At 69.0% G+C, this 26,239-nt stretch carries 19 protein-coding genes and 2 riboswitches; of the genes, 4 read left to right on the top strand and 15 right to left on the bottom strand.

All coding sequences use genetic code 11. The features are described from left to right. Nucleotides 1-10: 10 nt before the first annotated feature. From AC07PZ_RS17955 to AC07PZ_RS17935, 5 genes are all read right to left on the bottom strand, one after another. Nucleotides 11-484, bottom strand: a complete 474-nt coding sequence (locus AC07PZ_RS17955; protein WP_495296488.1) for an aromatic-ring-hydroxylating dioxygenase subunit beta — start codon at nucleotides 482-484, stop codon at nucleotides 11-13. After that, nucleotides 481-1,815: an aromatic ring-hydroxylating dioxygenase subunit alpha gene (locus AC07PZ_RS17950; protein ID WP_495296487.1), complete on the bottom strand. Its 1,335-nt coding sequence runs from the start codon at nucleotides 1,813-1,815 to the stop codon at nucleotides 481-483. The genes AC07PZ_RS17955 and AC07PZ_RS17950 overlap by 4 nt, the downstream gene beginning before the upstream one ends. Before the next feature lie 152 nt (nucleotides 1,816-1,967). Beyond that, complete coding sequence (locus AC07PZ_RS17945; RefSeq protein WP_495296486.1) at nucleotides 1,968-3,443, bottom strand: efflux transporter outer membrane subunit; 1,476 nt, start codon at nucleotides 3,441-3,443, stop codon at nucleotides 1,968-1,970. Between the two features lie 11 nt (nucleotides 3,444-3,454). Beyond that, the gene (locus AC07PZ_RS17940; protein ID WP_495296485.1) at nucleotides 3,455-5,455 is read right to left on the bottom strand and encodes a MacB family efflux pump subunit; all 2,001 of its coding nucleotides are present in this window, start codon (nucleotides 5,453-5,455) and stop codon (nucleotides 3,455-3,457) included. Between the two features lies 1 nt (nucleotide 5,456). Then, on the bottom strand, nucleotides 5,457-6,689 hold the full coding sequence (locus tag AC07PZ_RS17935; protein ID WP_495296484.1) for an efflux RND transporter periplasmic adaptor subunit: 1,233 nt from the start codon (nucleotides 6,687-6,689) through the stop codon (nucleotides 5,457-5,459). Between the two features lie 277 nt (nucleotides 6,690-6,966). Between AC07PZ_RS17935 and AC07PZ_RS17930 the strand changes: the two genes are divergently transcribed. Beyond that, nucleotides 6,967-9,291 (top strand): TonB-dependent hemoglobin/transferrin/lactoferrin family receptor, encoded by a 2,325-nt coding sequence (locus AC07PZ_RS17930; RefSeq protein ID WP_495296483.1) that lies wholly within the window; start codon nucleotides 6,967-6,969, stop codon nucleotides 9,289-9,291. A gap of 69 nt (nucleotides 9,292-9,360) precedes the next feature. Here the strand turns inward: AC07PZ_RS17930 and AC07PZ_RS17925 are convergent, their stop codons facing one another. The 3 genes from AC07PZ_RS17925 to AC07PZ_RS17915 form a co-directional block, all read right to left on the bottom strand. Next, entirely contained in the window at nucleotides 9,361-10,602 is a 1,242-nt protein-coding gene (locus tag AC07PZ_RS17925; protein ID WP_495296482.1) for an NAD(P)/FAD-dependent oxidoreductase, read from the bottom strand. Nucleotides 10,603-10,619: 17 nt separating this feature from the next. Next, nucleotides 10,620-10,970, bottom strand: coding sequence for a RidA family protein (locus tag AC07PZ_RS17920; protein ID WP_495296481.1), 351 nt, complete (start codon nucleotides 10,968-10,970; stop codon nucleotides 10,620-10,622). A gap of 134 nt (nucleotides 10,971-11,104) precedes the next feature. Continuing rightward, a complete protein-coding gene (locus AC07PZ_RS17915; protein WP_495296480.1) occupies nucleotides 11,105-12,019 on the bottom strand; it encodes a LysR family transcriptional regulator in 915 nt (304 codons plus the stop codon). A gap of 183 nt (nucleotides 12,020-12,202) precedes the next feature. Between AC07PZ_RS17915 and AC07PZ_RS17910 the strand changes: the two genes are divergently transcribed. Then, a complete protein-coding gene (locus tag AC07PZ_RS17910) occupies nucleotides 12,203-13,186 on the top strand; it encodes a Bug family tripartite tricarboxylate transporter substrate binding protein (protein WP_495296479.1) in 984 nt (327 codons plus the stop codon). A 70-nt stretch (nucleotides 13,187-13,256) separates the two neighbouring features. After that, the gene (locus AC07PZ_RS17905; RefSeq protein WP_495296478.1) at nucleotides 13,257-14,807 is read left to right on the top strand and encodes an amidase; all 1,551 of its coding nucleotides are present in this window, start codon (nucleotides 13,257-13,259) and stop codon (nucleotides 14,805-14,807) included. Between the two features lie 29 nt (nucleotides 14,808-14,836). Here AC07PZ_RS17905 and AC07PZ_RS17900 read toward each other — a convergent pair whose 3' ends face one another. The 4 genes from AC07PZ_RS17900 to AC07PZ_RS17885 all read right to left on the bottom strand — a co-directional run bounded on the left by AC07PZ_RS17900 (nucleotide 14,837) and on the right by AC07PZ_RS17885 (nucleotide 21,883). Further along, nucleotides 14,837-15,577: a DUF1643 domain-containing protein gene (locus AC07PZ_RS17900; RefSeq protein WP_495296477.1), complete on the bottom strand. Its 741-nt coding sequence runs from the start codon at nucleotides 15,575-15,577 to the stop codon at nucleotides 14,837-14,839. 573 nt (nucleotides 15,578-16,150) lie between these two features. Beyond that, entirely contained in the window at nucleotides 16,151-17,620 is a 1,470-nt protein-coding gene (locus AC07PZ_RS17895; protein WP_495296476.1) for an efflux transporter outer membrane subunit, read from the bottom strand. Nucleotide 17,621: 1 nt separating this feature from the next. Continuing rightward, nucleotides 17,622-20,744 carry an efflux RND transporter permease subunit gene (locus AC07PZ_RS17890; protein WP_495296475.1) on the bottom strand — a complete coding sequence of 1,041 codons (3,123 nt, stop codon included), beginning with the start codon at nucleotides 20,742-20,744 and terminating at the stop codon, nucleotides 17,622-17,624. Between the two features lie 2 nt (nucleotides 20,745-20,746). Beyond that, on the bottom strand, nucleotides 20,747-21,883 hold the full coding sequence (locus tag AC07PZ_RS17885; protein WP_495296474.1) for an efflux RND transporter periplasmic adaptor subunit: 1,137 nt from the start codon (nucleotides 21,881-21,883) through the stop codon (nucleotides 20,747-20,749). Nucleotides 21,884-21,999: 116 nt separating this feature from the next. Here AC07PZ_RS17885 and AC07PZ_RS17880 point away from each other — a divergent pair, with 116 nt between their 5' ends. Continuing rightward, nucleotides 22,000-22,677 (top strand): TetR/AcrR family transcriptional regulator, encoded by a 678-nt coding sequence (locus AC07PZ_RS17880; protein ID WP_495296473.1) that lies wholly within the window; start codon nucleotides 22,000-22,002, stop codon nucleotides 22,675-22,677. A 3-nt stretch (nucleotides 22,678-22,680) separates the two neighbouring features. Here the strand turns inward: AC07PZ_RS17880 and AC07PZ_RS17875 are convergent, their stop codons facing one another. The 3 genes from AC07PZ_RS17875 to bamA form a co-directional block, all read right to left on the bottom strand. After that, on the bottom strand, nucleotides 22,681-23,976 hold the full coding sequence (locus tag AC07PZ_RS17875) for a D-amino acid dehydrogenase (RefSeq protein ID WP_495296472.1): 1,296 nt from the start codon (nucleotides 23,974-23,976) through the stop codon (nucleotides 22,681-22,683). A 104-nt stretch (nucleotides 23,977-24,080) separates the two neighbouring features. Beyond that, nucleotides 24,081-24,195: riboswitch (glycine riboswitch) on the bottom strand. After that, nucleotides 24,196-24,284: riboswitch (glycine riboswitch) on the bottom strand. 57 nt (nucleotides 24,285-24,341) lie between these two features. Continuing rightward, nucleotides 24,342-24,671, bottom strand: a complete 330-nt coding sequence (locus AC07PZ_RS17870; RefSeq protein ID WP_495296471.1) for a hypothetical protein — start codon at nucleotides 24,669-24,671, stop codon at nucleotides 24,342-24,344. 71 nt (nucleotides 24,672-24,742) lie between these two features. Then, nucleotides 24,743-26,239: outer membrane protein assembly factor BamA (gene bamA / locus AC07PZ_RS17865; protein WP_495296470.1), on the bottom strand; the 1,497-nt coding region annotated here is incomplete at its 5' end.

Raw genomic sequence — 26,239 nt, 5'->3', positions numbered from 1 at the left:
AGGCTGCGGCTCAGATGAACAGCTGGATCATCGGCAGCGCACGGCCCGGGTCGAGCAGGTCGATGCGCTTCTCGCGGATCGCGAAGCCGGCCGGCGTGCGCAGCAGGCGGTGGCCGCAGGTGCCGGCCAGCATCACCTGCGCGCCGCCGCGCGCCTCGATGTAGAGGAAGGGCGTGCGCAGCACGATCTCGCCGGTCGCCGTGTCCTCGTGCGTCACGCGCGGTGCCTGCAGCACGTGCTGGCAACTGCTGCCCGGATGCTGCGAATGCGCGCGCGGATTCTTGAGGCGGTCGACACGCAACTGCAGCAGCAGCCGGTCTTCATAGGCGATCGAGTTGTGCGACCACGGATCGGTCTGTGCCGCACCCTTCAGCGGCACCCAGTAGTGGCCGTCTTCCGTGAACATCGCCAGCCAGTCGTCGAAGCGGCCCGCATCGAGCAGCGCGGCCTCCTCGACGACGAAGTCGCGCGGGTCGGCGCTCATCGCGGAACCTCCGCGTCCGGCGCCATGTGCTTCGCCCAGGCGCGGAACTGGTTGCGCATCAACAGCTCGTTGGTGCCGTTGGTGGTCTGCGTGGTCGGCGCGTCCGGCGCCTGCTCGCCGGCGACGTGGCCGCGGTGCAGGCTGACCCAGTCGTTGCCTTCGGCGCGCAGGCCGCGCTGCATGCTCTCGAACAGATGCACGTCGTCGTGCGCCACCACCGACATGGGCGAGAACACCAGCCGGTTGTAGTTCATCGCGCGCTGCAGCAGCAGGTCGGGTGCGCCGGCCGCGCGAAAGCTCCAGGCCTCGATCAGCGTGCGGTCGGCGGCCAGCGGACGGATCACGCGGATGGCCTGCGGCGAGCCCTTGACCGACAGGCTCGGGAAGAACACCGAGTTCTGTGGCGAGCGCTGGAGGATCTCGGTGGCGCGTGCCTCGCCGTGCGCGCTGCGCATCGCGGCTTCGTAGTCGGCCAGCTGCGCGTAGTTCGAGTGGATGCTGAAGTGGATGCCCAGCACGCTGTGCCCGTTGGCGAACACGCGCCCGCCCATCCGGTCGAAGAAGTCGTAGCCGGCGCCGAACGGCAGGATCTGTTCCATCGCCATCGGCTTGGGTTCGTCCGGCGCATGGCCTTCCCACAGCGCCTTGGCCGCCTGCGTGGCCGACTCGTGCGCGGACATCGGGTGCACCGTGTCGTTGATGTTCTCCAGGTACATCTTCCAGTTGCAGTGGATGACGTTGCGGATCACGCCACCGGCCACGCTCAGCCGACCTTCGGGCGAGCGGTCGACCATGTTGTCGAGCGCGCCGAGCACCTCGCCGAAGTAGTCCTTGAAACCCGTGCCGCGCGACGCGATCCGGGCGAACACGAAGTCGCGGTAGACCGCGACCGCGGCGAGCGCGACCAGCCCGCGGCCGGACTCGCATTCGGCCAGCCGCGTGCCCTCGTAGCCCTCGCGCAGCGGCATGCCGAGCGGCGCGCCGTCGAGCTTGTAGGTCCAGGCGTGGTACGGGCAGCGAAAGAAGCGGCCGGCATTGCCGTACTCGTCGCTGACCAGCTGGCTGCCCTTGTGGGCGCAGCGGTTGTAGAACACGCCGATGCCGCCGTCGGCCTGGCGCACCATCATCACCGGCCGGCCGGCGAGTTCCAGCGTGCGGTAGTCGCCGGCGGCCGGCACCTCGCTCGCGTGGCCGACATAGAGCCAGGCGTTGGCGAAGAAGCGTTCCTGCTCCAGCGTGAAGAGTTCGTCGCTGAGGTAGACGTCGCGGTGCACGCGGTCGTCCTGCACAAGGGCCTGGATGGCGTCGGGCCGGTCGCGGTAGGAGGTCATGCGTGCGCTGCAATGGCGTCGGTCCGCCCGTGGGCGGCGGCCCGCACCTCGCATGAAGGTTGAATCGTTTAGATGTCAATCATCCTAGCGCCGCGTCGCGGCGGTGGCAACCGCGCACGCGGCCGAATGGCGCACGTTGGCGCCCGGCCGGGTCAGACCGCGCCGCCCATCGCCTTGTAGAGCGTCGCCTGGTTGGTGAGCTGCGACAGCCGGTTCTCGGCCCACGCGACTTCGGCGCTGCGCCGGCTTTCCTGCGCGTCGAGCCACACGCTGAGCGCGACCGCGCCGTTGCGGTAGCGCACCTCGTAGAGCTGCTCGATCCGGCGCGAGGCGGCGAGCGCCTCGGCCAGCAGCGCGCCCTGGCGTGCGAGCTCGGTGCGCGCGGACAGCGCGTTCTCGACGTCCGACAGCGCGCTGTAGAGCGTCTGGCGGAAGCTGGTCACGGCGCTGCGGTACTGCACCTGCGCGATCGCGTTGTTCAGCTTCATGCGGTCGACCTGCAGGAAGGGCAGCGTGAGCCCGGCGCCGAGCAGGCCGTAGGGATTGGCCAGCACGCTGCCCAGCGCCGTGCTCGCGCCGCCGAGCGCACCGGTCAGCGTGAGCGCCGGGTAGTAACTGGCGCGCGTGGCGTCGGCGTCGGCCAGCGTCTCGCGCAGGCGCAGCTCGGCCGCGCGCAGGTCGGGCCGGCGTGCGAGCAGTTCGGCCGGCAGGCCGGCCGCCACCTCGGGCAGCGGCTGCGTCGGCAGGCGCTGCGGTTCCGCGGGCAGCGCGGTCGCCAGCGCGGCCGGCGTGGGCGCCGCATCGAACAGGATCGCCAGCGCATTGCGCGCCTCGACCCGTTGCTGCTGCAGCGCCGAGAGCGTGGCGCGCTGGCTCACGACGTTCTTTTCGGCTTCGCCGGTTTCCAGTGCCGACACCGCGCCGGCCTGGTATTGCGCATCGACCAGCTGGCGCGTGCGCTCGGCGTAGGCGACGCTGGCCTCGCCGCTCTCGATGCGCTGGTTCAGGTAGCCCAGTTGCCAGTACAGGCCGGCGACCGTGCCGGCCAGCGTCGCGGCGGTGCTGAGCCGGTCCTGCTCGGTCGCCTCGGCTTCCCAGCGCGCCGCGTCGGACAGGCTGGCGAGCCGGCCCCACAGGTCGACCTCGTAGCTCACGGACACGCTCGCCGCCTGGCTGCCGGTGGCGTCGTGCGGTCGGCCGAAGCTGCGTTGCCGCTGGCTCGACACGCTGGCGCTGACGGTCGGGCGTTCGTTGCTCTCGGCCAGGCCGGCTTCCAGCCGCGCCTGCCGCACCTTGAGCGCCGCCACCGCGAGGTCGTTGTTGCGCACGAAGGCGGCATCGACCAGCGCGCTCAGTTGCGCATCGCCGAAGCGTGTCCACCAGCGGTCGGCGGCTGCCGTCTGGGCGGCGCCGTCGGGTTGTGTGTGCTGTGTGGGCGTGCCGGCCTGCGACCATTGCGCGGGCAGCTCGAGGCTCGGCGCGACGTAGGGCGTGCGCGTGGCACTGCAGCCGGCCAGCAGCAGCGCCAGCGCCATCACGGCCGGTATCGCCATCGGGGCGGACGGCACGCCGGCGCTTCGGCCATGCGCGTGCGGCCGTGAAGAACTGTGCGAGGAAGAAAGATTCATGTGCAGATCCATCAGTCGCGCGCGAGCGCCTCGATCGGGTCGAGACGGGCGGCGCTGCGTGCCGGCAGAAAGCCGAAGACGATGCCGATCAGCGTCGAGCAAAGGAAGGCGGTCAGCATCGACGTGGCCGAGAACGCCATCGTGAAGTCCTTGCTGAACGCCGAGAAGAGGGCACCGAAGCCGAGCGCGCACAGGATGCCGAGCACGCCGCCGCACAGGCAGACCAGCACCGCCTCGATCAGGAACTGCTGCTGGATGTCGCTCTGGCGCGCGCCGACCGCCATGCGAACGCCGATCTCGCCGGTGCGCTCGGTCACGCTCACCAGCATGATGTTCATCACGCCGATGCCGCCGACCAGCAGCGAGATCACCGCGATCGACGACACCAGCAGCGTCAGGGTCTGCGTGGTGCTCTCGATGGTCTGGCGGATGCTGTCGGTGTTGAGCACGTAGAAGTCGACGCGGCCATGGCGGCGTTCCATGAACTGGTTGATGCCCTGTTCGGCCGCGGCCATCGGCGTCTCGTCGTTCACGCGCACGGTGATGCTGCGCAGGTAGCCCTGGCCAACCAGCCGGCGCATCGCGGTGGTGTAGGGGATGAACACGTTGAGGCTTTCGCTGTTCGGCCCGAACGCGCTGTCCTTCTTGGCCGTGACGCCCACCACGTACACCGGCATGCTGCCCAGCAGCAGCACCTGGCCGACCGGGTCGGTGTTCGGGAACAGCTTCTTGCGCGTGTTGTCGTCGATCACCGCGACCTGCGCGTAGCTGCGCTCCGCGTCGTTGCTGAAGGCCGTGCCCTGCGCGAGTGCGAGGTCCTTCACGCGGAAGTACTGCTCACCCACGCCGCTGACCGTGACCGACGCGTCGATGCTGCGGTACCGCGCCGTGAGCGAGCTCTGGATGTTCGGCGTGACGCTGTCGACGTAGCTCTGCTCGGCCAGCGCCTCGGCGTCCGACGGCAGCAGCGTCTGGATGCGGGCCGAGCGCGGGTCGCCGAAGCCGGTGCCCGAGAAGATCTCGATCGTGTTGGTGCCGATCGAGCTGATGTTGGCCAGCACCTTCTGGCGCGACCCTTCGCCGAGCGCGACCACCGACACCACCGACGCGATGCCGATGATGATGCCGAGCATCGTCAGCAGCGTGCGCAGCCGGTGCGCGTTCATCGCCAGCAGCGCCATGCGGAAGGCCTCGGCGAAGCGGTCGGCCCAGGCGCCGATGCGCCAGCGCGGCGGTGTGCGCAGCGGTGCGAGCGCAGGCGGCGTCACCTGCGGCGCGTCGGGGTCGGTGCGCGTGTCCGAGATGATCTCGCCGTCGCTGATCTCCACGATGCGCTGCGCGCTGCGGGCCACGTTCATGTCGTGCGTGACGATGACGATGGTGTGGCCCTGGGCATGCAGCTCGGCGAGGATCTTGAGCACCTCGGCGCCGGCATGGCGGTCGAGCGCGCCGGTCGGCTCGTCGGCCAGGATCACGCTGCCGCCGTTCATCAGCGCCCGCGCGATCGACACGCGCTGCTGCTGGCCGCCCGACAGCTTGCCCGGCACGTGGTGCGTGCGGTCGCCCAGGCCGAGCCGCTCGAGCAGCGCCCGTGCGCGCGTGCGCCGTGCGCCCCGCGCTCCGCCCGCATAGACCGCGGGCACCTCGACGTTGCCCTGCGCCGTCAGGTCCGACAGCAGGTGGTAGCGCTGGAAGATGAAGCCGAAGTGCTCGCGACGCAGCGCGGCCAGCGCATCGGCATCGAGCGCGCCGACCGCATGCCCCGCCACGCTGTAGCTGCCGCGCGTGGGCCGGTCGAGGCAGCCGAGGATGTTCATCAGCGTCGACTTGCCCGAGCCCGACTGGCCGACGATCGCGATCATCTCGCCGGCCCGGATGTCGAGCCGGACGTCCTTCAGCACGGCGATGGTCGATTCGCCCGCGGGGAACTCGCGCCACACGCCGGACAGCGACAGCAGCGGCGCGTCCGCACGACCCGTGGCGCCGGTGTCGTCCTTGTGCATCCCGTCCATCTCAGAATCCCGGCGGCGGACGCATGCGGCCGGGGCCGCCGGCCGCTGCGGCCGATGGGGCGCCCGACGCCGTGCCCAGCACGACGCGCTCGCCTTCCTGCAGGCCGTCGAGCACCTGGGCGGTGACGTTGTTGTTGATGCCGATGCGCACCCGGCGCGGCTGCGCCAGGCCGTCCGCGCCGATCACGCTCACGCCGAAGCTGCCGTCCGGTGCGCGCGCGCTCAGCGCGCCGACCGGGATGGTCAGGGCGCCCTTCGCTTCGCCGCGCACGATGTAGACCATCGCCGTCATCGAGATGCGCAGCTTGCGGTCCGGGTTGGGCACGTCGAACAGGCCGTTGTAGTAGATCGCCGTGGCGCTGGTCGTGCTGGTCGACGTGGTGCTCGACGACGAGGTCGAGCTGGTGGTGCTCGAACTGCTGATGCTGTCGGTGGCCGGCTCCACCGTGCGCAGCACCGCCTGCTGGCGCTTGTCGGGTTCGCCCAGGATGGTGAAGTAGGCGCGCTGGCCCGGCTTCACGCCGATCACGTCGGCTTCGGAGATGGAGGCCTTGACCGTCATGGTGTCGACCTGCGCCACGATGATGATCGTCGGCGTGGTCTGGTTCGCGTTCACGGTGGTGCCTTCCTGCGTGACCAGCGCCACGACCTGGCCGTCGATCGGCGACACGATGCGCGTGTAGCCCAGGTTCACGCGTGCGGTGTCGACGGTGATCTTCGCCTGGTCGATCTGCGCCTTCAGCGCTTCGACGCTGGCCTGGCTGGTCTTGAAGGTCGCCTGTGCGGTTTCCAGGTCGGCCTGGGCGCTGGCGTCTGCCGCGCGCATCTGCTGCTGGCGCCGCAACGCCAGTTCGTTCTGCGCGAGCGTGGCTTCGGACGAGCGCAACTGCGCCTTGACGTTGGCCAGTGCGGCCTCGGCGGTGCGCAGTGCGTTCTGCTGCGTGAGCGAATCGATCTCGGCGACCAGCTGGCCCTTCTGCACGTCGTCGCCGAGCTGGACCTTGAGCGACTTGACCTGCCCCGACACCTGCGAGCCGACGCTGACCTGCTTGAGCGCCTGGAAGGTGCCGTTGGCGAGCACCGTGTCCTCGATGTCGGCCCGCGTCACGGGCGCGGCGATGTAGGCCGGTGGCGGCGGTCGGAAGAACAGGAGCCGGTAGCCGGCAAAGGCTGCGGCAAGAAGGACTGCCGCGATGAGGACGAGGCGAACCGGGTGCTTGAAGAAGGCGGGCATGGGGGAAGGACAGCGAAGACGGCGAAGACAGCGGATCGGCCGCGAGTATCCGGGTGGTGGACGGCGCTGTGATGTGAGGCAGGTGAAGACCGCGTAAACCCGGTGGACGAATTGCCATGACGGGGGTACGGACTGCACGCCGGGTTTGACAATTTGTCACGAGTCGCCGATAGTCCGCGGCCCGGGCCAACCATGCCCGGTTTCAGCCAGCGAGGAAGGGGCACCCCAGCGTGCGCAGCCCAGCGAGCAGTCCAACCCACTGTCGCCAGGCTTCAATGTGAATCTCCCCAATTCCTCCCCATTTCTCCTACGTCCCCTTTCGCTGTTCATCGCCATCGGCTTCGGCTTCGCCGGTTCGGCCCTGGCGCAGCAGGCGCCCGCAGCCGCCGACGTCGTGGCACAGAGCACCGACACGCAGAACACCACGCTGCCCACCACGACCGTCGAGGGCCGCCGCGAGAAGCCGGAGGCGGGCACCCACACGGTCATCGGCACCGACGACATGACGCGCGAAGGCGTGAAGGACGTGGCCGGCATCGTGCGCTATCAGCCGCTGGTCACCGCGCCTTCCGCCGCCGCAGGCTCGGGCAACGTGTGGGACGGCTCGGGCTACACCGGCTACAACATCCGCGGCATCGAGGGCAACCGCATCGGGCTGGACGTCGACGGCATCTCGATGCCGGAGGCCGCACCCAAGCCCGACGGCGCCACGCTCAACAGCTTCGGCATCGGCCGCGACTACTTCGATCCGGAGATGTTCCGCGAGGTGCGCATCGACTCCGGCACGTCCTCGTCCGGCCAGGCCGGCGGGCAGGGGCTGGGCGGCAACGTGTCGTTCATCACCAAGTCGCCCGAGGACTACCTGAAGAACGGCATCACTTCGTTCTACGGCTACAAGCTGGCCTATCAGTCGGTCGACAACAGCTGGCTGAACGCCTTCACCGGTGCGCAGCGCTTCGGCGACGTGCAGGCGCTGATCGTCTATGCGCGGCGCGACGGCCACGAGACCGAGAACAACGGCAGCGCCCCGGCCTATCCGGTCGACTGGCATTCGAATGCGCTGCTGGCCAAGTTCGTCTGGGACGGCAACCGGACGCACCGCTTCGTGCTGACCATCGACCACTACGACCGCAAGGACGACAACGACTTCAGCACGAAGACGACCACCACGTACCCGAAGGGCCAGCAGCAGACCGCCGAGACCGAACGCACGCGGGTGAGCCTGGACTACGGCTTCACGCCCGACGCCGGCAGCATCGCGCTGTTCGACCGGCTCGACGCGCGCCTCTATGTGCAGGACGCCCGCATCGAGGACGAGACGCAGGTCCCCGTCTACAGCACGCTGTACTCGCGTGACATCTTCACCGGCTTCTACAACAAGAGCGCCGGCGCGGCCGTCAATGCGACCAAGGCCTGGGGCGCGCACAACTTCAACTACGGCCTGAGCTTCGAGAGCACCGAGACGCGCCGGCCCTGGTCCGAAGTGCGGACCACGCTGAGCACCGGCGCCGTCACCACCGGCTCGAAGAACCGCATGCCGGACACCGACGTCGACAAGTTCACCGCGCATCTGCGCGACGAAATCGGCTTCGACCTGGGCGGCCATCGCGCCACGCTGACGCCCGGCGTGAATGTCGAGCACCGCACCACCACGCCGAAGAACCTCTCGACCTACGTGACCGCGCTGCCCGCCGCGAGCTCGGAAATCGCCAAGGAAACCGAGACCTTCGCGACGCCGAGCCTGAGCCTGGCCGTCGAGATGACGCCCGGCTTCGACGTGTACGGCCAGTACAGCCGCGGCACGCGCATCCCGTCGGCGTCCGAGAAGTGGGGCACCTACGACTCGTTCAGCTACACCGGCACCGGCGCCGGCTATGCGGTGCTCGGCAATCCCGACCTGAAGAAGGAAACCAGCAATGCCTTCGAGTTCGGCGTGCGCGGCACGCCCGCCGCCGGCGTGACGCTGCATGCCTCGGCGTTCTACACGCGCTACCGCAACTTCATCGAGTACGAGTCGCTGCCGTACGCGTCGTATGCGGCGGAGTTCCCGACGGCGACCTACGGCCTCTACCGGCCGGAGAACATCGGCCGCGCGACCATCTCCGGCGTCGAGTTCTCGAGCCGCTTCGAACTGGGCGAGTTCAGCCGCGCCGCCTCCGGCTACAGCATCGCCCTGGCCGCGGGCGTGGCGCATGGCAAGGCCAACAACACCGACACCGGCAAGAGCGGCGACCTGGCCTCGGTCGGGCCGGCCAAGGGCACGCTGACGCTGGCCTACGACGATCCGGGCAAGCGCTTCGGCGTGTCGGCCGCGGCCACCGCCGTGAAGGGCAAGCAGGCCAGCGGCGACGTGATCGCCAGCAGCACCACGACCTACTTCCGTGTGCCGGGCTACGGCCTGCTCGACCTCGCCGCCTACTGGAACGTCAGCCGCAACGTGACGCTCAACCTGGGCCTGTTCAATGTGTTCGACCGCAAGTACTGGGACTACGCGTCGTCACGCAGCCTGGCGCTGGGCACGACCGCCACCGCGCTGGCCGACATCGAGCGCCGGACCATGCCCGGCCGCACCGTGGCGGTCAGCATGAACGTGAAGTTCTGATCGCCTGACGCGGGCGCGCTGCGCCTGCGGGCCGAGTTCGCTACGGCGGCGTCCGGCTCCGGCCGACGCTCAGGCGCCGAAGCGGCTCGGCAGGTAAGGCGCCGGATCGATGTACGGCGTTTCGCCGTGCAGCATTTCCGCGAGCAGGCGCCCGCTGGCCGGCCCGAGCGTGAAGCCCTGGTGCGCATGGCCGAAGTTGAACCACAGCCCTGCATGGCGCGGTGCCGGCCCGATCACCGGCTTCATGTCGACCGTGCAGGGCCGCGCGCCGAGCCAGGGCGGGTCTTCCAGCGGTGCGCCGAGCGCCAGCAGTTCACGCGTGCTGTGCTCGGCACGCACCAGCTGCACCGGCGTGGCGGGCGCATCGTGCCGCGCGAATTCGGCGCCGGTCGCGATGCGCAGGCCGCGCGACATCGGCGACAGCGCCACGCCGCGCTCGGCGTCGAGCATCGGCACGACCAGCCTTGTCTCGGTGGCGTAGTGGCGGTGATAGCCGCGCTTGACGAACAGCGGCAGCCTGTAGCCGAGGCGTTGCGTGAGCGTGCCGGCCCACGGGCCGAGCGCGACCACCGCATGCGCCGCCGTCACGCTGCCGTCGTCGGTCGCGACCGACCAGCCGTGGGCGCCGCGCTGCAGCGTCATCGCGTCGCCGTGCACGAAGCGGCCACCGCGGCGCAGGAAGAGCCTTGCATAGCGCGCCACCAGTTCGCCCGGATCGCTCACCGACCAAGGGTCCTGCCAATGGATGGCACCGGCCATCGGCGCATGCAGCGCGGGTTCTGCGCGTGCCAGCGCCGCACCGTCGAGCAGTTCGGCGGCCAGCCCGTGGTGCTGCGCCAGCGTGCGCGCCGCGGCTGCGGCGGCATCGAAGGCGGCCTGCGACCGGTAGGCCTGCCGCCAGCCGCGCTTCTGAACGAGTTCTTCGGCACCGGCCGGCGCCATCAGCGCCGCGTGTTCGCTGAGGCAGTGGGCGATCAGTTTTTCGTAGGCCTGCGCCACCACTGCATGGCGCGCGGGCGCCGAGTGGTACCAATAGCGCACCAGCCGCGGCAGCAGCGGCCAGAGCGCGTCGGCGTGGTAGTGCACGTCGTTGCCGACGCCCGCTGCAACCCGCAGCAGCGTGGCGATGTCGCGCGGAAACGCATAGGGTTCCACCGCCTCGCGCTGGATCAGCCCGGCGTTGCCGTAGGAGGTTTCGCGGCCCGGCATCTTGCGGTCGACCAGCGTGACCGCATGGCCGCGCTGCTGCAGCGCGAGCGCGGTGCCGACGCCGACCATGCCGGCGCCGAGAACGACGATGTCGGTAGCCATGGCGTCGGCAGCCGCGTTCAGGCGCGCGTCGCGGCGATCACCGAGATCTCGATGCGCGCGGGCGCAACGAGTTCGGTGCAGACGGTCGCGCGCACCGGCAGCGGTGCCTTGAAGCGCGCGCCGTAGGCCACGTTGAAGGCAGCGAAATCTTCCTTGTGCGTGAGGTAGACCGTGGCCGACACCACGTCGTCCAGCGTGAGGTCGACGGTCGCGAGCGTCGCGGCGATGCGGTCGAGCGTGAGTGCCGTCTGTGCCGCGATCCCTTCCGGGATGCTGCCGTCCTCGGCGAAGGGCAGTTCGCCGGCGAGGAACACGAGGCCGTGGGCAACGCGGATCTTGGAGAAGGGCAGGGCGGCAGGAGCGGACATGATGGTCGGAGGTTGAAGCATTGAAGACGGGGCTGATCGACGTGCCCCGGATTGTCCGGCGCGGGCACGATTCTGGTGGGATGACGGCATCGCAATAAATCGAATGGTCGATTGCCTTTCGGGCAACGCCTGGCTCAGGCGGGTGCCTTGATCGCTTCCGTCAGGTACTGCACGAAAGCCTTGCCGGCCTCGGGCAAGGCACGGCCGGCCAGCGTCTCGACCTCGAGGTAGCGCTCGTTCATCTCGCGGTCGCGCAGCGGGATCGCCACCAGCGCATGGCTCAGCAGCCGGGTACGCAGCGACAACTCGCCGTAGAAGGCGACGCCGCCGCCGCCCGCGGCCGCGAAGCTCACCAGCGCATCCGCGTGGTTGCTGGTCAGGGCCGTCGTGTAGTGGAGCCCCTGGCGGCTGCAACTGGTGTCGAGCAACTGGCGCACCGAGCTGCTCTTGAGCGGCAATGCCAGCGGATACGCGACCACCTGGCTCAGCGACAGCTGGCGCTGGCCCGCGAGCGGATGGTCGTTGGCCAGCACCGCCAGGATCGGGCTCGGATGGCGCAGTTCCAGGCGGATGCCGGGCTCGGGCACCGAGCTCAGCGTGATGCCGATGTCGGCCTCGCCATCGCGGATGCGCCGCGGAATGTCGCTTTGCGAGCAGACATCGAGATGGAACTGGATGCCGGCGTATTTCTCTCGAAAGCGGGCGATGACTGTGGGCACGAAGTCGAAGGCAAAGCCTTCGGCACTCGCGACGCGCACCGAGCCGCTGCGCAGCCCGCGCAAGGCGGCGATGTCGCCGGTCACGCGCTCGATGTCCTGCTGGCTGCGCTTGGCGTGCGCGGCCAGCAGCTCGCCGGCGGCGTTGGGCACCATGCCGCGCGCCCGGCGCTCGAACAGCAGGGTGTCGAGTTCGCTCTCGAGCCGCGCGACTTGGCGGCTGACGGCCGACGGCGCCACGTTGAGCTTGAGCGCGGCTTCCTTGATCGAGCCGGTGCGGACCACTTCGAGGAAGTAGCGCACGGCGTTCTCTTGCAACACATGGCTTGGCATCGGATTTCCTGGTGGTGCGTCTCCGGATCGGAGGCGGAAGACATGATCGATCGATTGCGTTTTTGGCAATCAATTATTCCAAACATCGCGCTTGTTGCATCTGTCTTCGAACCCTAGCATGCGTCTGGAACAGGGGTCGCCGCGTGGCGACCTTTCCATCCACTCGTCGCCTTCCACACCGCCATGAAGCTCTCCGCCATCCTGACCAGCCTCGCGCTGACCTGTTGCCTGAGCGCCGCCGCTCTGCCCGCGAGCGCGGCCGATGGCGGCTTTCCCGCTCGGCCGATCTCGCTCGTGATTCCGTTCCCGCCGGGCGGCGCGACCGACGTGCTGGGCCGCGTGATCGGCCAGCGCATGAGCGCGGCACTGGGCCAGCCCATCGTCATGGAGAACCGTGCCGGCGCCGGCACCATCATCGGCGCGAGCTACGTGGCTAAGTCGGCACCCGACGGCTACACGCTGCTCGTGAGTTCCGGCACGACCTTCACGGTCAACCCGGCGATCCGCAGCAACCTGCCCTACGACCCGGTCAAGAGCTTCGAGCCGATCGGCATCGCGGGCCGCACCGGCTTGATCCTGCTGGCCAACAGCGATGTGCCGGTGAAGACCGTCAAGGAGTTCGTCGCCTACGTGAAGGCGGCGCCCGGCCGCTATGCCTACGGCTCCTTCGGCAGCGGCACAACCTCGCAGTTCGCGGGCGAGACCATCCTGAACGCCGCGGGCCTCAAGATGACGCACGTGCCCTACAAGGGCAGCGCGCCGGCCATGACCGACCTGATGGGCGGGCAGATCCCGTTCACCGTCGACACCGTGTCGGCCGCCGTGCCGCAGCTCAGGAGCGGCAAGATCAGGGCGATCGCCGTGACCGCCGGCAAGCGCTCGGCGCTGCTGCCCGATGTGCCGACCATGGCGGAGAGCGGCTACCCGGACGTCAACATGGACACCTGGCTGATCGTGGCTGCGCCGCGCGGCCTGCCCGCCGACGTGAAGGCGAAGCTCGAGAAGGCGCTGGCCGTGTCGATGGCCGATCCGGCGACGCGCGAGAAGCTGGTCGCGCAGGGCTTCGAGCCGGCCTACAGCACCGCCGCGGCCGCGAGCGAACTCATCAACCGCGAGCTGCCCGCGATGCGCGCGCTGGCGGTCCGGGCGAACATCACGGCCGATTGATTCCTTCGCCGATGGCCGTGCATCGGTCCATCGGCCACATCAGCCACATCAGATCCAGCCCTCATCTCCCATGTCCCACTCTCCTTCCGCCGCCGGCACCACGCTGGTCGAGCAATCCGCCGTCGAACTGCGCCGCCTGATCGGCAGCAAGGCGGTGTCGCCCGTCGAGCTGCTCGAAGCCTGCATCGCGCGCATCGAGGACCTGAACCCCCACGTCAATGCGGTCACCGCTACCGCCTTCGAACGCGCCCGCGGCGAGGCGCAGGCGGCCGAGCGTGCCGTCATGGCCGGCGAGCCGCTCGGCCTGCTGCACGGCTTGCCGCTGGGCGTGAAGGACCTCGAGCCCACCGAAGGCCTGCTCACCACCTGGGGCTCGCCGATGTTCCGCGACCACGTGCCGGCGCAGGACATCGAATTGGTCGCGCGCCTGCGCCGGGCCGGTGCGATCGTCGCGGGCAAGACCAACGTCCCCGAGATGGGTGCGGGTGCGAATTCGCGCAACGCGGTCTGGGGTGCGACCGGCAATCCCTTCGATCCGAACCTCAATGCCGGCGGCTCGTCGGGCGGCTCCGCCGCGGCGCTGGCCTGCGACATGCTGCCGGTCTGCACCGGTTCCGACACCGGCGGCTCGCTGCGCATTCCGGCGGCGAAGTGCGGTGTGGTGGGCTTTCGCCCGTCGCCCGGCATCGTGCCGAGCGTGCGCAAGCCGCTGGGCTGGACGCCGATCTCGGTGGTCGGCCCGATGGGCCGCACCGTGGAAGACGCCTGCCTGCAGATGGCCGCGTCGGCCGGCGTGCATGCGGGCGATCCGCTGAGCTATCCGCTCGATCCGCTGTCCTTCCTGGTGCCGCAGCGAACCGACCTGGGCCGGCTGCGCGTGGCCTGGACCGAGGACTTCGGAACCTGCGCGGTGGACGACGGCATCCGCGCCACCTTCCGCCGCAAGATCGCGTCGATGCGGCACCTGTTCGCGCGCTGCGACGAGGTGCGCTTCGACCTCGGCGAGGCGCACCGCTGCTTCGACGTGCTGCGCGCCGAAGCCTTCGTCGCCGGCATGCACGAGGCCTACCAGCGCGATCCGGAAAGCCTGGGCGTCAACCCGCGCGCCAACTACGAGATGGGTGCGCGCATGAGCCTGCTGGACAGCGCCTGGGCGCAGGCCGAACAGACGCGGTTGCTCAAGCGCTTCCAGGCCACCTTCGCCGACTACGACCTGGTGCTGTCGCCGACCACGCCGGTGTCGCCGTTCCCGTGGACGCAGCCCTACGCCGACACCATCAACGGCGAACCGCAGGCCAACTACTACCGCTGGCTGGCGCTGACCTACGTGGTCACGCTGACCACGCATCCCGCGCTGTCGCTGCCCTGCGGGCGCGACCATCGCGGCATGCCTTTCGGGTTGCAGATCACCGGCGCCTTCCGGGCCGACCACGCGGTGCTGGGCGCCGCGCATGCGATGGAGCAGGCGTTCGCGGCCGATGCCGAACTGCGCCGGCCGCGGCCCGACCTGGCGGCTTTGCGCGCGGCCGTGGTGTCACCGGCGCTGCGCTCGATCGTCACGGCACCGCCGGTGTTCCGTGGCGATGCGGGCCCGGCGGCCCTGGCGACCGCCGCGGTCTGAACAGACGGCCTCCGAGGGCTCCGCTGCCCTCAGCAGGGAATCCAGGGTCGCATGTCCTGGGTCGGCAGCACGCGGTGCTTGCCGCGGCCGAGCGGGTGCAGCGGATGGCCGCCGATGGTCGTGCCCAGGCACAGCAACGGCAGGCCGGACGCCGTGAGCAGGCCCATGGCGGTCTTCATGCAGCTCTCGAATTCCGGCATGCGGCCGATCAGTCCGCCCCAGCCGACCAGCACGGCGCTGGCCTTGCCCAATTCTTCGGCGATGTAGCGCGCGTTGCGGCGCATCGCCTGGCGGTGGATCTGCGCCTGCTCCGGGTCCGCGGGTTCCTTCAGCCAGGCCAGTGCGCCCTTGGGGTCCGCGCTGTGGGCCGGGATCAGGCCGACGATCACCATGCCGCCGTAACCGTTGTGGCTGGCCACCTGCGCGACGAGGCGGTCGATCAGGTCGTCGGAGCGGCTCGGGTTGAGGATCACGACCAGCAGCATCGGACGTTCTTCGTCCCACACGCGGGTCAGGGTGTAGCGGAACTGCTTTTCCAGATCGGTCGAGAAGATCGCGGAGCGCTTGCGGATGGTCATCCGGGCGGGCGCCTGGGGACGGTCGGGGAATGAGCGGGCTTCGACCAGGCGGAAGGCATGCGCCTCCTTGTGGGCCGGCCGGGTGAGGGTCGCCGCCGCGGGAATCGCAGCCACCGAACGCACCACCTTGCGCGCATCCACTCTGCGCAAGTCGTCGAGTTCGAACTTGAACTCCCGATGGAAATCGAGCATCACACTCTCTCCTCGTGGGGGGCCGCCGCCGGCTTGGTCGGTGGCGTTGTCTCCGGCGGCGTTGCGTTGCCGACAGCCGATTGGGGTACGTAGGTCACGGGTACCGAGCGCCGCACGGCCATCTCGACCCGGCGCTTGGACGCCAGCATGTGAAAGCCGCAAAGCGTGCAGCGGTACAGCCGCAAGCCCGGAACCGGTACCAGGCGCATCCAGAACGAGCGCGGCACTCTCACGAGATACTCGTAGCCGCATCCGCATCTTGAAAACAAAAGTTTCACAGTTGCCTTGTTTGTTACACCTAGTTTTGTTGTGCCGCTTGTAGGATGAATTAACCGTTACGTTTTTTTGCAATTGGCACATGTCGACTCACGATGGGCGACGGACGACCGCGTGCGCGGCGATGGCCGAAATTGCGAAGAGACGGAAGAAGAGGGGAGAAGGGAGTGCGATGCGCCGCGGCTTGGACGGGCAGGTCGCCGCGGCGCCGCGCCGCGCAAAGGCGCACTCAGGGGAGCAGGTCCAGCAGCTTGCCCAGCAGCCGGCCCAGCATCAGCAACGCATGCCAGAGCGCCCTCAGGGCGTCGAGGAAGTCCATGGCGCCGATTCTCCCAGCGCCGCGCCGCCGCCGAGCACGCGGTACAGCAACACCTGGTTGGCCAGCGCGGTCTGGCGCGCCGTGACCAGCGTCTGCTGGGCGCTGTAGAGCGTGCGCTGCGAATCGAGCGCGTTGAGGAAGGTGTCGACGCCCTTCGTGTAGCGCGCGTTCGACAGGTCGTAGCTGTCCTGCGCGGCGCTCACCAGGTCGGTCTGCGCCGCCAGTTGTTCCTGCATGGTGCCGCGCCGCGCGAGCGCGTCCGCCACTTCCTTGAAGGCGGTCTGGATGGCCAGTTCGTAGCTCGCCAGGTAGCCCTTCTGCTGGGCCTCGGCGTAGGCCACGTTGGCGCGGCCGGCGCCGCCGTCGAAGATCGGCAGGCTCAGTGCGGGCGCCAGCGACCAGACCGTGGCGCCGCCGCTCAGCAGCGTCGACAGTGCCGCGCTGGCCACGCCACCGGCGGCGGTCAGCGTGAGCGACGGGAACAGCGCGGCGCGCGCGGCACCGATGTTCGCGTTGGCCGACTTCAGCTGGTGCTCGGCCTGCAGCACGTCCGGGCGCTGCAGCAGCACGCTCGACGACACGCCGGCCGGCACGTCGGCGACCCAGTCGGCGCCGCCGGTCGGCAGCGCGTCGGGCAGCAGCGCATCGTCGACGCGGCTGCCGACCAGCAGTTCGAGCGCATTGCGATCCTGCGCGACCGCGGTCGTGTAGCTCGCGACGTCGGCGCGCGCCTGCTGGTAGACCGTCTCGGCCTGCCGCACGTCGACGCGCGAGGCCACGCCGGCTTCGAGCCGCTTGCGCGTGAGCGTCATGGAGCGCTCGGCGCTTTCCATGGTGCGTTGCGCGATCGCGCGCTGGCTGCCGTCGGCGGCGTAGGCGATCCAGGCGGTCGCGGTCTCGGCGATCAGGCTGATGCGGGTGGTGCGCGCTGCTTCCTCGGTCGCCAGATAGGTCTCCAGCGCCGCGCCGGTCAGGCTGCGCACGCGGCCGAACAGGTCGACCTCGTACGAACTCACGCCCAGGTTGGCCGTGTAGCTCTGCGTCTGCACGGTGGTGTTGCTGCTGCCCGAGGTCGACGACAGGCTGCGCGCACGGCTGCCGCTCACGCCGGCGTCGACCGTGGGCAGCTGGGCTGCCTGCTGCACACGGTACTGCGCGCGTGCGGACTCGATGTCGGCGAGCGTCTTGCGCAGGTCGCGGCTGTCGGCCAGCGCCTGTGCGATGACCTTGCGCAACCGGTCGTCATGCACGAAGTCGCGCCAGGCGAGATCGGTGGCGGCCGTGCCGGCCGACCCGGCAGCGGCCTTGGCATCGGCCGGCGCATAGGCGGCGCCGCTGGGCCAGGTGGCCGGCACCGGCGCCGCCGGCTGCTGGTAGGCGGGCGCCATCGTGCCGCAGGCGCCGAGCAGCGTGCTGATCGCGAGTGCGATGAGGGTGTGGGATCTCATGTCAGTTTCCTTGGGCGGCGGCTTCGGTGCGGCCGCCGAACAGCTTGCGCACCAGCACGAAGAACAGCGGCACGAAGAAGATGGCGAGCAGCGTGGCGGTGAACGTGCCGCCCACGATGCCGGTACCGATCGAAATGCGGCTGTTGGCGCCGGCGCCGCTCGACAGTGCGAGCGGCATCACGCCCGCGATGAAGGCCAGCGAGGTCATCAGGATCGGGCGCAGCCGCAGCCGCGCGCCTTCGATCGCCGAAGCCACGAGGCCGGTGCCGCGCTGGTAGGCCGCTTCCGCGAACTCGACGATCAGGATCGCGTTCTTCGCGGCCAGGCCGATGGTGGTGAGCAGCGCGACCTGGAAGTACACGTCGTTCTCCAGCCCGCGCAGCGTGGCACCGAGCACCGCGCCGATCACGCCGAGCGGGATCACCAGCAACACCGAGAACGGCACCGACCAGCTTTCATACAGCGCCGCCAGGCACAGGAAGACCACGAGGATCGAGATCGCGTAGAGCTGCAGCGTCTGCCCGCTGGCCAGGCGCTCCTGGTAGGACAGGCCGCTCCAGGCGTAGTGCGTGCCGGCCGGCAGCTGGTTGGCCAGCGTCTCCATCCGGTCCATCGCCGCACCGGAGCTCTGGCCGCTGGCGGCCGAGCCCTGGATCGCGTACGAGGCCAGGCCGTTGTAGCGCGCCAGGCTCTCGGGGCCGTAGGCCCAGTGCGTGGTCGCGAAGGAGGAGAAGGGCGTCATCGCATCGGTGCTGCCGCGCACGCGCCATTGCGCCAGGTCCTCGGGCTTCGAACGGAAAGGCGCGTCGCCCTGGATGTAGACCTTCTTGACGCGGGCGCGGTCGATGAAGTCGTTGACGTATGTGCCGGCCCAGGCCGAGCTCAGCGTGTCGTTGATGTCGGCGAGCGACAGGCCGAGCGAGAAGGCCTTGGCCTGGTCGACGTCGACCTTGAGCTGCGGCGTGTCTTCCATGCCGCCGCTGCGCACCGCGCTCAGCTGGCTGTCCTTGGCGGCCGACGTCAGCAGCGTGTTGCGCATCGTCTGCAGCTTGGCACGGTCGGTGCCGGCGTCGGCCTGCAGCTGGAACTCGAAGCCATTGGACTGGCCCAGGCCCTGGATCGCCGGCGGGTTCAGCGCGAAGATCTGCGCGTCGCGCACCTTCGACAGCGCCTGCGTGGCGCGGCCCGAGATGGTGTCGGCCCGGTTGGCCGTGCCGCTGCGCTCGCTCCAGTCCTTGAGCGCGACGAAGGCCATCCCCGCGTTCTGGCCGCTGCCGCTGAAGTTGAAGCCCGAGATGGTGAAGACGGCTTCGGTGTTGTCCTTCTCCTCGGTCAGGAAGTGCTTCTCGACCTCTTTCGCGACTTCCATCGTGCGCGCCACCGAGGCGCCGGCCGGCAGCGTGAACTGCACCATCGCCTCGCCCTGGTCCTCGGTCGGCAGGAAGCCGGTGGGCAGGCGCATGAACAGCACCGCGAGCGCCGCGATGATCACGCCGTACATCAGCATCCAGCGCAGCGGCGCCTTCAGCAGTTTCGCCACGCGGCCTTCGTAGCGGCCGAGCATCTTGTCGAAGCTGCGGTTGAACCAGCCTGCGAAGCCGCGCGCGCCGGCGTCGTGGTCGTGCGGCTTGAGCAGCGTGGCGCAGAGCGCCGGCGTCAAGGTCAGCGCGACCACCACCGACAGCACCATCGACGCGACGATCGTGATCGAGAACTGCCGGTAGATGACGCCGGTCGAGCCGCTGAAGAAGGCCATCGGCAGGAACACCGCCGACAGCACGGTCGCGATGCCCACCAGTGCGCCGGTGATCTCGCCCATCGACTTGATGGTCGCCTCGCGCGCCGACAGGTGCTCCTCGCGCATCAGCCGCTCGACGTTCTCGACCACCACGATGGCGTCGTCCACCAGCAGGCCGATCGACAGCACCATGCCGAACATCGTCAGCGTGTTGATCGAATAGCCGAACACCGACAGCACGCCGAAGGTGCCGAGCAGCACCACCGGCACCGCGATCGCCGGGATCAGCGTGGCGCGCCAGTTCTGCAGGAAGACGAACATCACGACCACCACCAGCGCGATCGCCTCGAACAGCGTCTTCACCACTTCCTCGATCGAGATGCTGATGAACTTGGTGCTGTCCTTCGGGTAGGCGACCTGGTAGCCGTCGGGCATGCCGTGCTGCAACTGCTGGACCATGGTGCGCACGCGCGTCGCGGTTGACAGCGCATTGGCGCCGGGTGCGAGCTGCACCGCGAGCCCCGAGGCCGGATGGCCGTTCAGGCGCGTCACGTTGTCGTAGCTTTCGCTGCCGAGTTCGACCCGTGCCACGTCGCCCAGCTTGACCACCGCGCCGGTGGTGTCGTGCTTCACGACGATGGCGCGGAACTGGTCGGGCGTCTGCAGCTTGGACTGCGCGGTGACGGTCGCGTTGAGCTGCTGGTTGGCGGCGGCCGGGATCGCGCCGATCTTGCCGGCCGACACCTGCGTGTTCTGCGCCTCGATGGCCGACTGCACGTCGGACGGCATCAGGCTGTAGGCCGCGAGCTTGGTCGGGTCGAGCCAGATCCGCATAGCGTACTGCGCGCCGAACACCTGCACGCCGCCCACGCCGTCGACACGCGCGATCGGGTCCTGCAGGTTGCTCACCAGGTAGTCGGCGATGTCGGTGGCGCTGGCCTTGTCCTTCTGGTCGTAGAGCGCGACGATCATCAGGAAGTCGGTCTGCGACTTGGTGACGGTGACGCCGAGCTGCTGCACGGCGGTCGGCAGCCGCGTGAGCGCCTGCTGCACCTTGTTCTGCACCTGCACCTGCGCCGTGTCGGGGTTGGTGCCCTGTTTGAAGGTGACGTTGATGGACGCCGTGCCGGCCGAGCTGCTGGTCGATGCGAAGTACAGCAGCCCGTCCAGGCCCGTGAGCTGCTGTTCCAGGATCTGCGTGATGCTGTTCTCGACGGTTTCCGCCGAGGCGCCGGTGTAGGTAGCCTGGATGCGGATCGTCGGCGGTGCGACGTCCGGGTACTGGGAGACCGGCAGCGTGGTGATCGACAGTGCGCCGGCCAGCATGATGACGATCGCGATGACCCACGCGAAGATGGGCCGCTTGACGAAGAACTGGGCGAGCATGCTCAGCGCTCCGCAGTCTTCGGCGTGGCCTGCAGGTCGACGTCGACGGCCTTCACCGTGTCGCCGGCCTTCACCTTGTTCAGGCCCTGCACCACCAGCCGGTCGCCCGCGGCCAGGCCGCTGGAGATCAGCCACTTGTCGTCGATCGCGCGCTGCGTCGTGACGGTGCGGCTCTCGAGCTTGTTGTCGGCGGTCAGCACCAGTGCGGTGGCGTCGCCCTTCGGGTCGCGCGTGACGCCCTGCTGCGGCGCGAGCACGGCGGCGGGGTCGATCGCCTCGTCGAGTACCGCACGCACGAACATGCCGGGCAGCAGCGTGCCGTCCGGGTTCGGGAACTCGGCGCGCAGCGTCACCGAGCCGGTGGCCTCGTCGACCGCGATCTCGGTGAACTTCAGCTTGCCCTTGCGGGCGTATTCGGAGCCGTCCTCCAGGAGGAGCTTGGCGTCGGTGCTGCCGGCGCGCATACCGTCCTTGGCCAGCGTGCGGCGCAACTGCAGCAGCGCGGCGCTCGACTGCGTGAGATCGACGTACATCGGATCGAGCGTGCGGATGGTGGCGAGCGCCGTGGTCTGGGCGGCCGTGACCAGCGCGCCCGGCGTGACGCTCGACTTGCCGATGCGTCCGGAGATCGGAGCGCGGATCTGGGTGTAGTCGAGGTTGATGCGCGCGCTGGCGAGGGACGCCTTCTGCTGCGCGACGGCGGCCAGTGCCTGCTGGTAGGCGGTGGCGGCGTCATCGGCGTCCTGCTTCGACACGCCCTCGATCTTCAGCAGGTCCTTGTAGCGTTCATCCTTCAGGCGCGCGGCGGAAACGGCGGCCTCGGCATTGACCAGCGTGGCCTTGGCCTGATCGAAGGTCGCCTGGTAGCTGGCGGGGTCGATCTGGTAGAGCACCTGGCCGGCCTTGACGTTGCTGCCTTCTTCGAACAGCCGCGCCTTGATGATGCCCGCGACCTGCGGGCGTACCTCGGACGACAGTGCCGACGACGTCCGCCCCGAGAGCTCGGTCTTCAGCGCGACCGGTTCGGTCTTCAGCGTGACGACGCCGACTTCCACCGGTCCGGGTGCCGCGGCGGGCGGTTTCTGGGTGCAGGCGCCGATCAGCAGCGACATGGCGAGCAGGACGGGTAAGGTTTTCATGGAGATGCCGTCGGAAGAATCCGGTCCGAATTGAGTGTGAACGTTCATTCTCAAATATAGTCGATACCCTCACGTGTCCGCCAAGTAAAGAAATTGTGAAAACCGAAAAAGCTTCGATGTCCACACGGCCCGCCAAGCCGTTGCGCGATGAGATCCGACGCGACGAGATCGTGGCCGCCGCGCGCGCCTGCGTGGTCCGCCATGGTTTCCACGCGGCCAGCATGCAGCAGATCGCCCAGGAAGCACGGATGAGCGTCGGCCAGATCTACCGCTATTTCGCCAGCAAGGAAGCGATCGTCCATGCGATCGTGGAGCGGATCGTGTCGCAGCGCATCGCCTGGATCGCCAGCACCGGCCGGCAGATGGACCTGCCGCAGGTGCTGGCCTCGCGGATGTTCGACGAGTCGCCGTCGGAGGCGGATGACCGCGTGCTGCTGCTCGAGGTCACGGCAGAGGCGGCGCGCAGCCCCACGGTGGCGGCGATGGTGCGCGCCGCCGACCGCCGGCTGCATGCCCAGGCGCTCGCCACCGTGCGGCTCGACCATCCGTCGCTGACCGAGACCGAAGCCGCTGCGCGCGTCGAGTTCATGGCGGTGCTGGCCGAAGGCACGGCTTTCCGCCGCGTGACCGACCAGCCGGCCAATCCGGAGGTTCTGGCGGCGCTCTACCGCGAGGTGATCGAGCGGCTGCTTCCCGGTGCCCAGGCACCCGAAGCGCGCGAATCGGAATCGGCCGAATCCGCACCGCCCGCCGCGGCGACCGGTGCGGGCGCCAGGCGCAAGCCCAGGCGCTGAACCTCAGGCGGCGCGAAGCGCGAGAGGCCGGCCATCGCGCGCCGGCAGGCCGGTGAATGCGAAGTCGACGTCCGGCATCTGGCCGCTCACGATGTCCGCGATCGCGCGGCCCGAACCCGCCGAGTGTGTCCAGCCGAGCGTGCCGTGCCCGGTGTTCAGGTACAGGTTGTCGATGCGCGAACGGCCGATGTAGGGCACGTTCGACGGCGTCGCGGGACGCAGGCCGGTCCAGTACTGCGCATCGCGGCCATCGGTCATTTCGGGGAACAGTTCGCGCACGCGTCGCACGATGGCTTCGCAGCGCACCACGTTCAGGTGGGTGTCGTAGCCGTTCAGCTCGGCCGTGCCGGCGATGCGCAGCCGGTCGCCCAGCCGGGAGAACACCAGTTTGTATTCGTCGTCCGTGAGGGACACGCCGAAAGACTTGGACGGGTCGAGCACGGGCAGCGTCACCGAATAGCCCTTGGCCGGATAGATGTTCAGCGAGATGCCCAGCTGCCGCGCGAAGCCGGCACTGAATGAACCCATGCACAGCACGAAGCGGTCGGCCGAGAGGTCGCGCACCACGCCGTCGCGGTCCGCCACGCGCACCGCCTGCAGCGTGTCGCCGCGGCGGTCGATGCCGAGGATGCGCGTGTCGTAGAGAAACTCCACGCCGGCGCCCGCGCAGCGTCGCGCGAGTTCCTGGGTGAAGCGATGCGCATCGCCGGATTCGTCGCTCGGCGTCATGCTGCCGCCGACGATGCGGTCGCGGCATTGCGCGAGCGCGGGTTCGATCTGCACGCATTCCTCGGGGGTCTTCATGTCGAGCTCGCAGCCGTACTCGCGCATCACGCGCGCCGGCGCCTGCGCCGCATCGAATTCGGCCTGGCTCGTGTAGAAGTGCAGGATGCCCTGCGTGCGCTGGTCGTACTGCAGGCCGGTGTCGGCGCGGAGCTGCTGCAGCGTGGCCCGGCTGTAGAGGCCGAGGTTCACGATCTGGCGGATGTTGTGGCGGGTGCGTGCGGGCGTGCATTCGCGCAGGAAGCCCAGGCCCCAGAGCCATTGGCGCACGTCCGGCCGCAGGCGGAACAGCAGCGGCGAATCTTCCTTGCCGAGCCACTTCAGCACCTTGAGCGGAGCGCCCGGATTGGCCCAGGGTTCGGCGTGCGACACCGAGATCTGTCCGCCGTTGGCGAAGCTGGTTTCAAGGCCGGCCGCGGGCTGGCGGTCGATGACGGTGACGTCGTGGCCGGCCTGGCGCAGGAACCAGGCGGAAGTGATGCCGGTCACGCCGGCGCCGAGAACGATGATTTTCATGAGGACCTCTGGAGGCTGTCGTACGAGCGAACGAGAGGTCAGGGTCCGTCGCCGCGACTGACTGCGGGCGTGCGGGCACGAGACGATGGGCCATGCCCTCTCGCGCCGCTCCCGCTGTCCTTGGTACCTGAGAGATTCAGGCGCGCCTTGCGACGCGCCCTTGCTCCTTCGGTGGAAGCCGCGCCGGTGGGGCGGGCTTCACTCTCCAGTGTCGGCTGTGAATCGGAACCAGTATCGGGCCTGAGCGTGTATGGGAGGTTGCGCCTTCGGCGGCATGCGCGGGGCATGCACTCTCCTGGATCCGGCGGCGAGTTTAGCGAGGCGGGCATGGCGCGGTCAACCCGGTGTCCTCTGTGCCGAGAGGCCTACCAGTGCCGCGGGCCGGGTCCGGGGCCGCCATGGTGCCCGCCGATGCCGAACAGAAGGCCGACGCCGACGGCAGTCAGCACCGTTGCCACGGGATCGATGTAGTACGCGGGTGCCTGCACGTAGGCCACGGGCGCGGCGTACACGGGCGCCGGGTATGCCACGGCATACGCCGGCGCGCCTGCGGCCACCACCACGCCGGGCTCCGGCACCACATAGGTCGGGGCCGTGCCGGCTGGCGCGGCGGTCTGGGCCTGCGCCGCCACCGTGCCCGCGGCCAGGGCGAGTGCCAGGACTGCGGCTGTCGATCTGCGGAAAGAAAATGTCATGTCGAACTCCTTGAGAGACGAAAGTGAGGATCACCGTCGATCCGGGAGGATTTACGGAGAAAGTGTGTCCGTCAGAACGCCGTGCCGATCTGGAACTGGAAGCGCTGCGTGCGGTCCGCCACGATGCCGTTGGCGTCGTCCGCGCGCTGGTACTTGATCGGGATCGCATAGGCCAGCCGCAGCGGACCGAGCGGCGAGATCCAGCTGATGCCCAGGCCGACCGAAGCGCGCAGCGCCTGCTGCGCCTTCCATTGCGCGTCGGTCATGGACGCGGTGCGCGACGCGAACACGTTGCCCACGTCGAAGAAGCTGTAGAGCCGCAGCGTGCGGTCGTTGCCGGCGCCGGGGAACGGCGTGCTCAGCTCCATGTTGAAGATCGCCTTCTTGGTGCCGCCGAGCGCGCCGTCGGTCACGGTGTCCAGCGGGCCGAGCGAGTTCTGTTCGAAGCCGCGGATCGAGCCCAGGCCGCCCGCATAGAAGTTCTTGAAGATCGGGTAGGTCGTGTCGCCCAGCGCGCGGCCATAGCCCAGCACGCCGTTGAGCGCCAGCGTGTACTGCTTGCTCAGCGGGAAGTACTGCTGGTATTGGTAGTTGGACTTGAGGTAGCGGACGTCGTTGCCCACGCCCAGCTCGAAGTTCGCACTCTGCAGGCGGCCGCGCGTGGGCGTCAGCGCGCTGTCGCGGTCGTCGCGCGACCAGCCGACCGTGAACGGAACGCTGGTGATGCCGTCGCGCGCGCAGACCACGCTCGGCACGGTGCCGGTGCACTGGAAGTAGTCGAGATAGGCCTGCGGCGTGGCCGTATAGACCGAGACGCCGTCCACCGTCGTGTACTCGCCGTTGGTTCCGGGCTTGAAGGTCGTACGTTCCAGGCCGACGCCGAAGTACACCGTGTCCAGTTCGCTGAAGGGCACGCCGAACTTGACCGATGCACCCTCGGTCGTGAGCTTGTAGTTGCCGTCCGCTTCGTAGTACGGCCGGGTGACCGAATGGAAGACGTTGATCGTCCGCGAGATGCCGCCGGTGGTGAAGTACGGGTCGGTGGCCGTCATCGACACGGTCTGGTAGTACTTGCTCGTGTTGACCTGCAGGCCCAGGTAGTTGCCCGTGCCGAAGATGTTTTCCTGGGTGATGCCGAAGGTCAGCGAGATCTTGTCGGTGCTGGAGTAGCCCGCGCCGATCTGCAGCGTCCCGGTCGGCTTCTCCTTGACGTCGATCATCAGGTCGACCTGGTCGGGCGAGCCCGCCACCTCCTGCGTCTCCACGTTCACGTCCGTGAAGAAACCCAGCCGGTCCACCCGGTCGCGCGACAGCTTGATCTTGTCGCCGTCGTACCAGCTCGCCTCGTACTGACGGAATTCCCGGCGGATCACTTCGTCGCGCGTGCGGTTGTTGCCGCCCACGCTCACCCGCCGCACGTACACCCGCCGCGACGGCTCGCCCTGCAGCGTCAGCGTCACCCGGTTGTTCACCCGATCGATCTCCGGCACTGCCTGCACCCGTGCGAACGCATAGCCGAAGGTCCCGAAATAGTCCGTGAACGCCTTCGTCGTGTCCGTCACCTGCTC

The organism is Variovorax sp. GW821-FHT10B04 (assembly GCF_059415645.1).
This window is presented reverse-complemented; position numbering and strand designations above follow the sequence as displayed.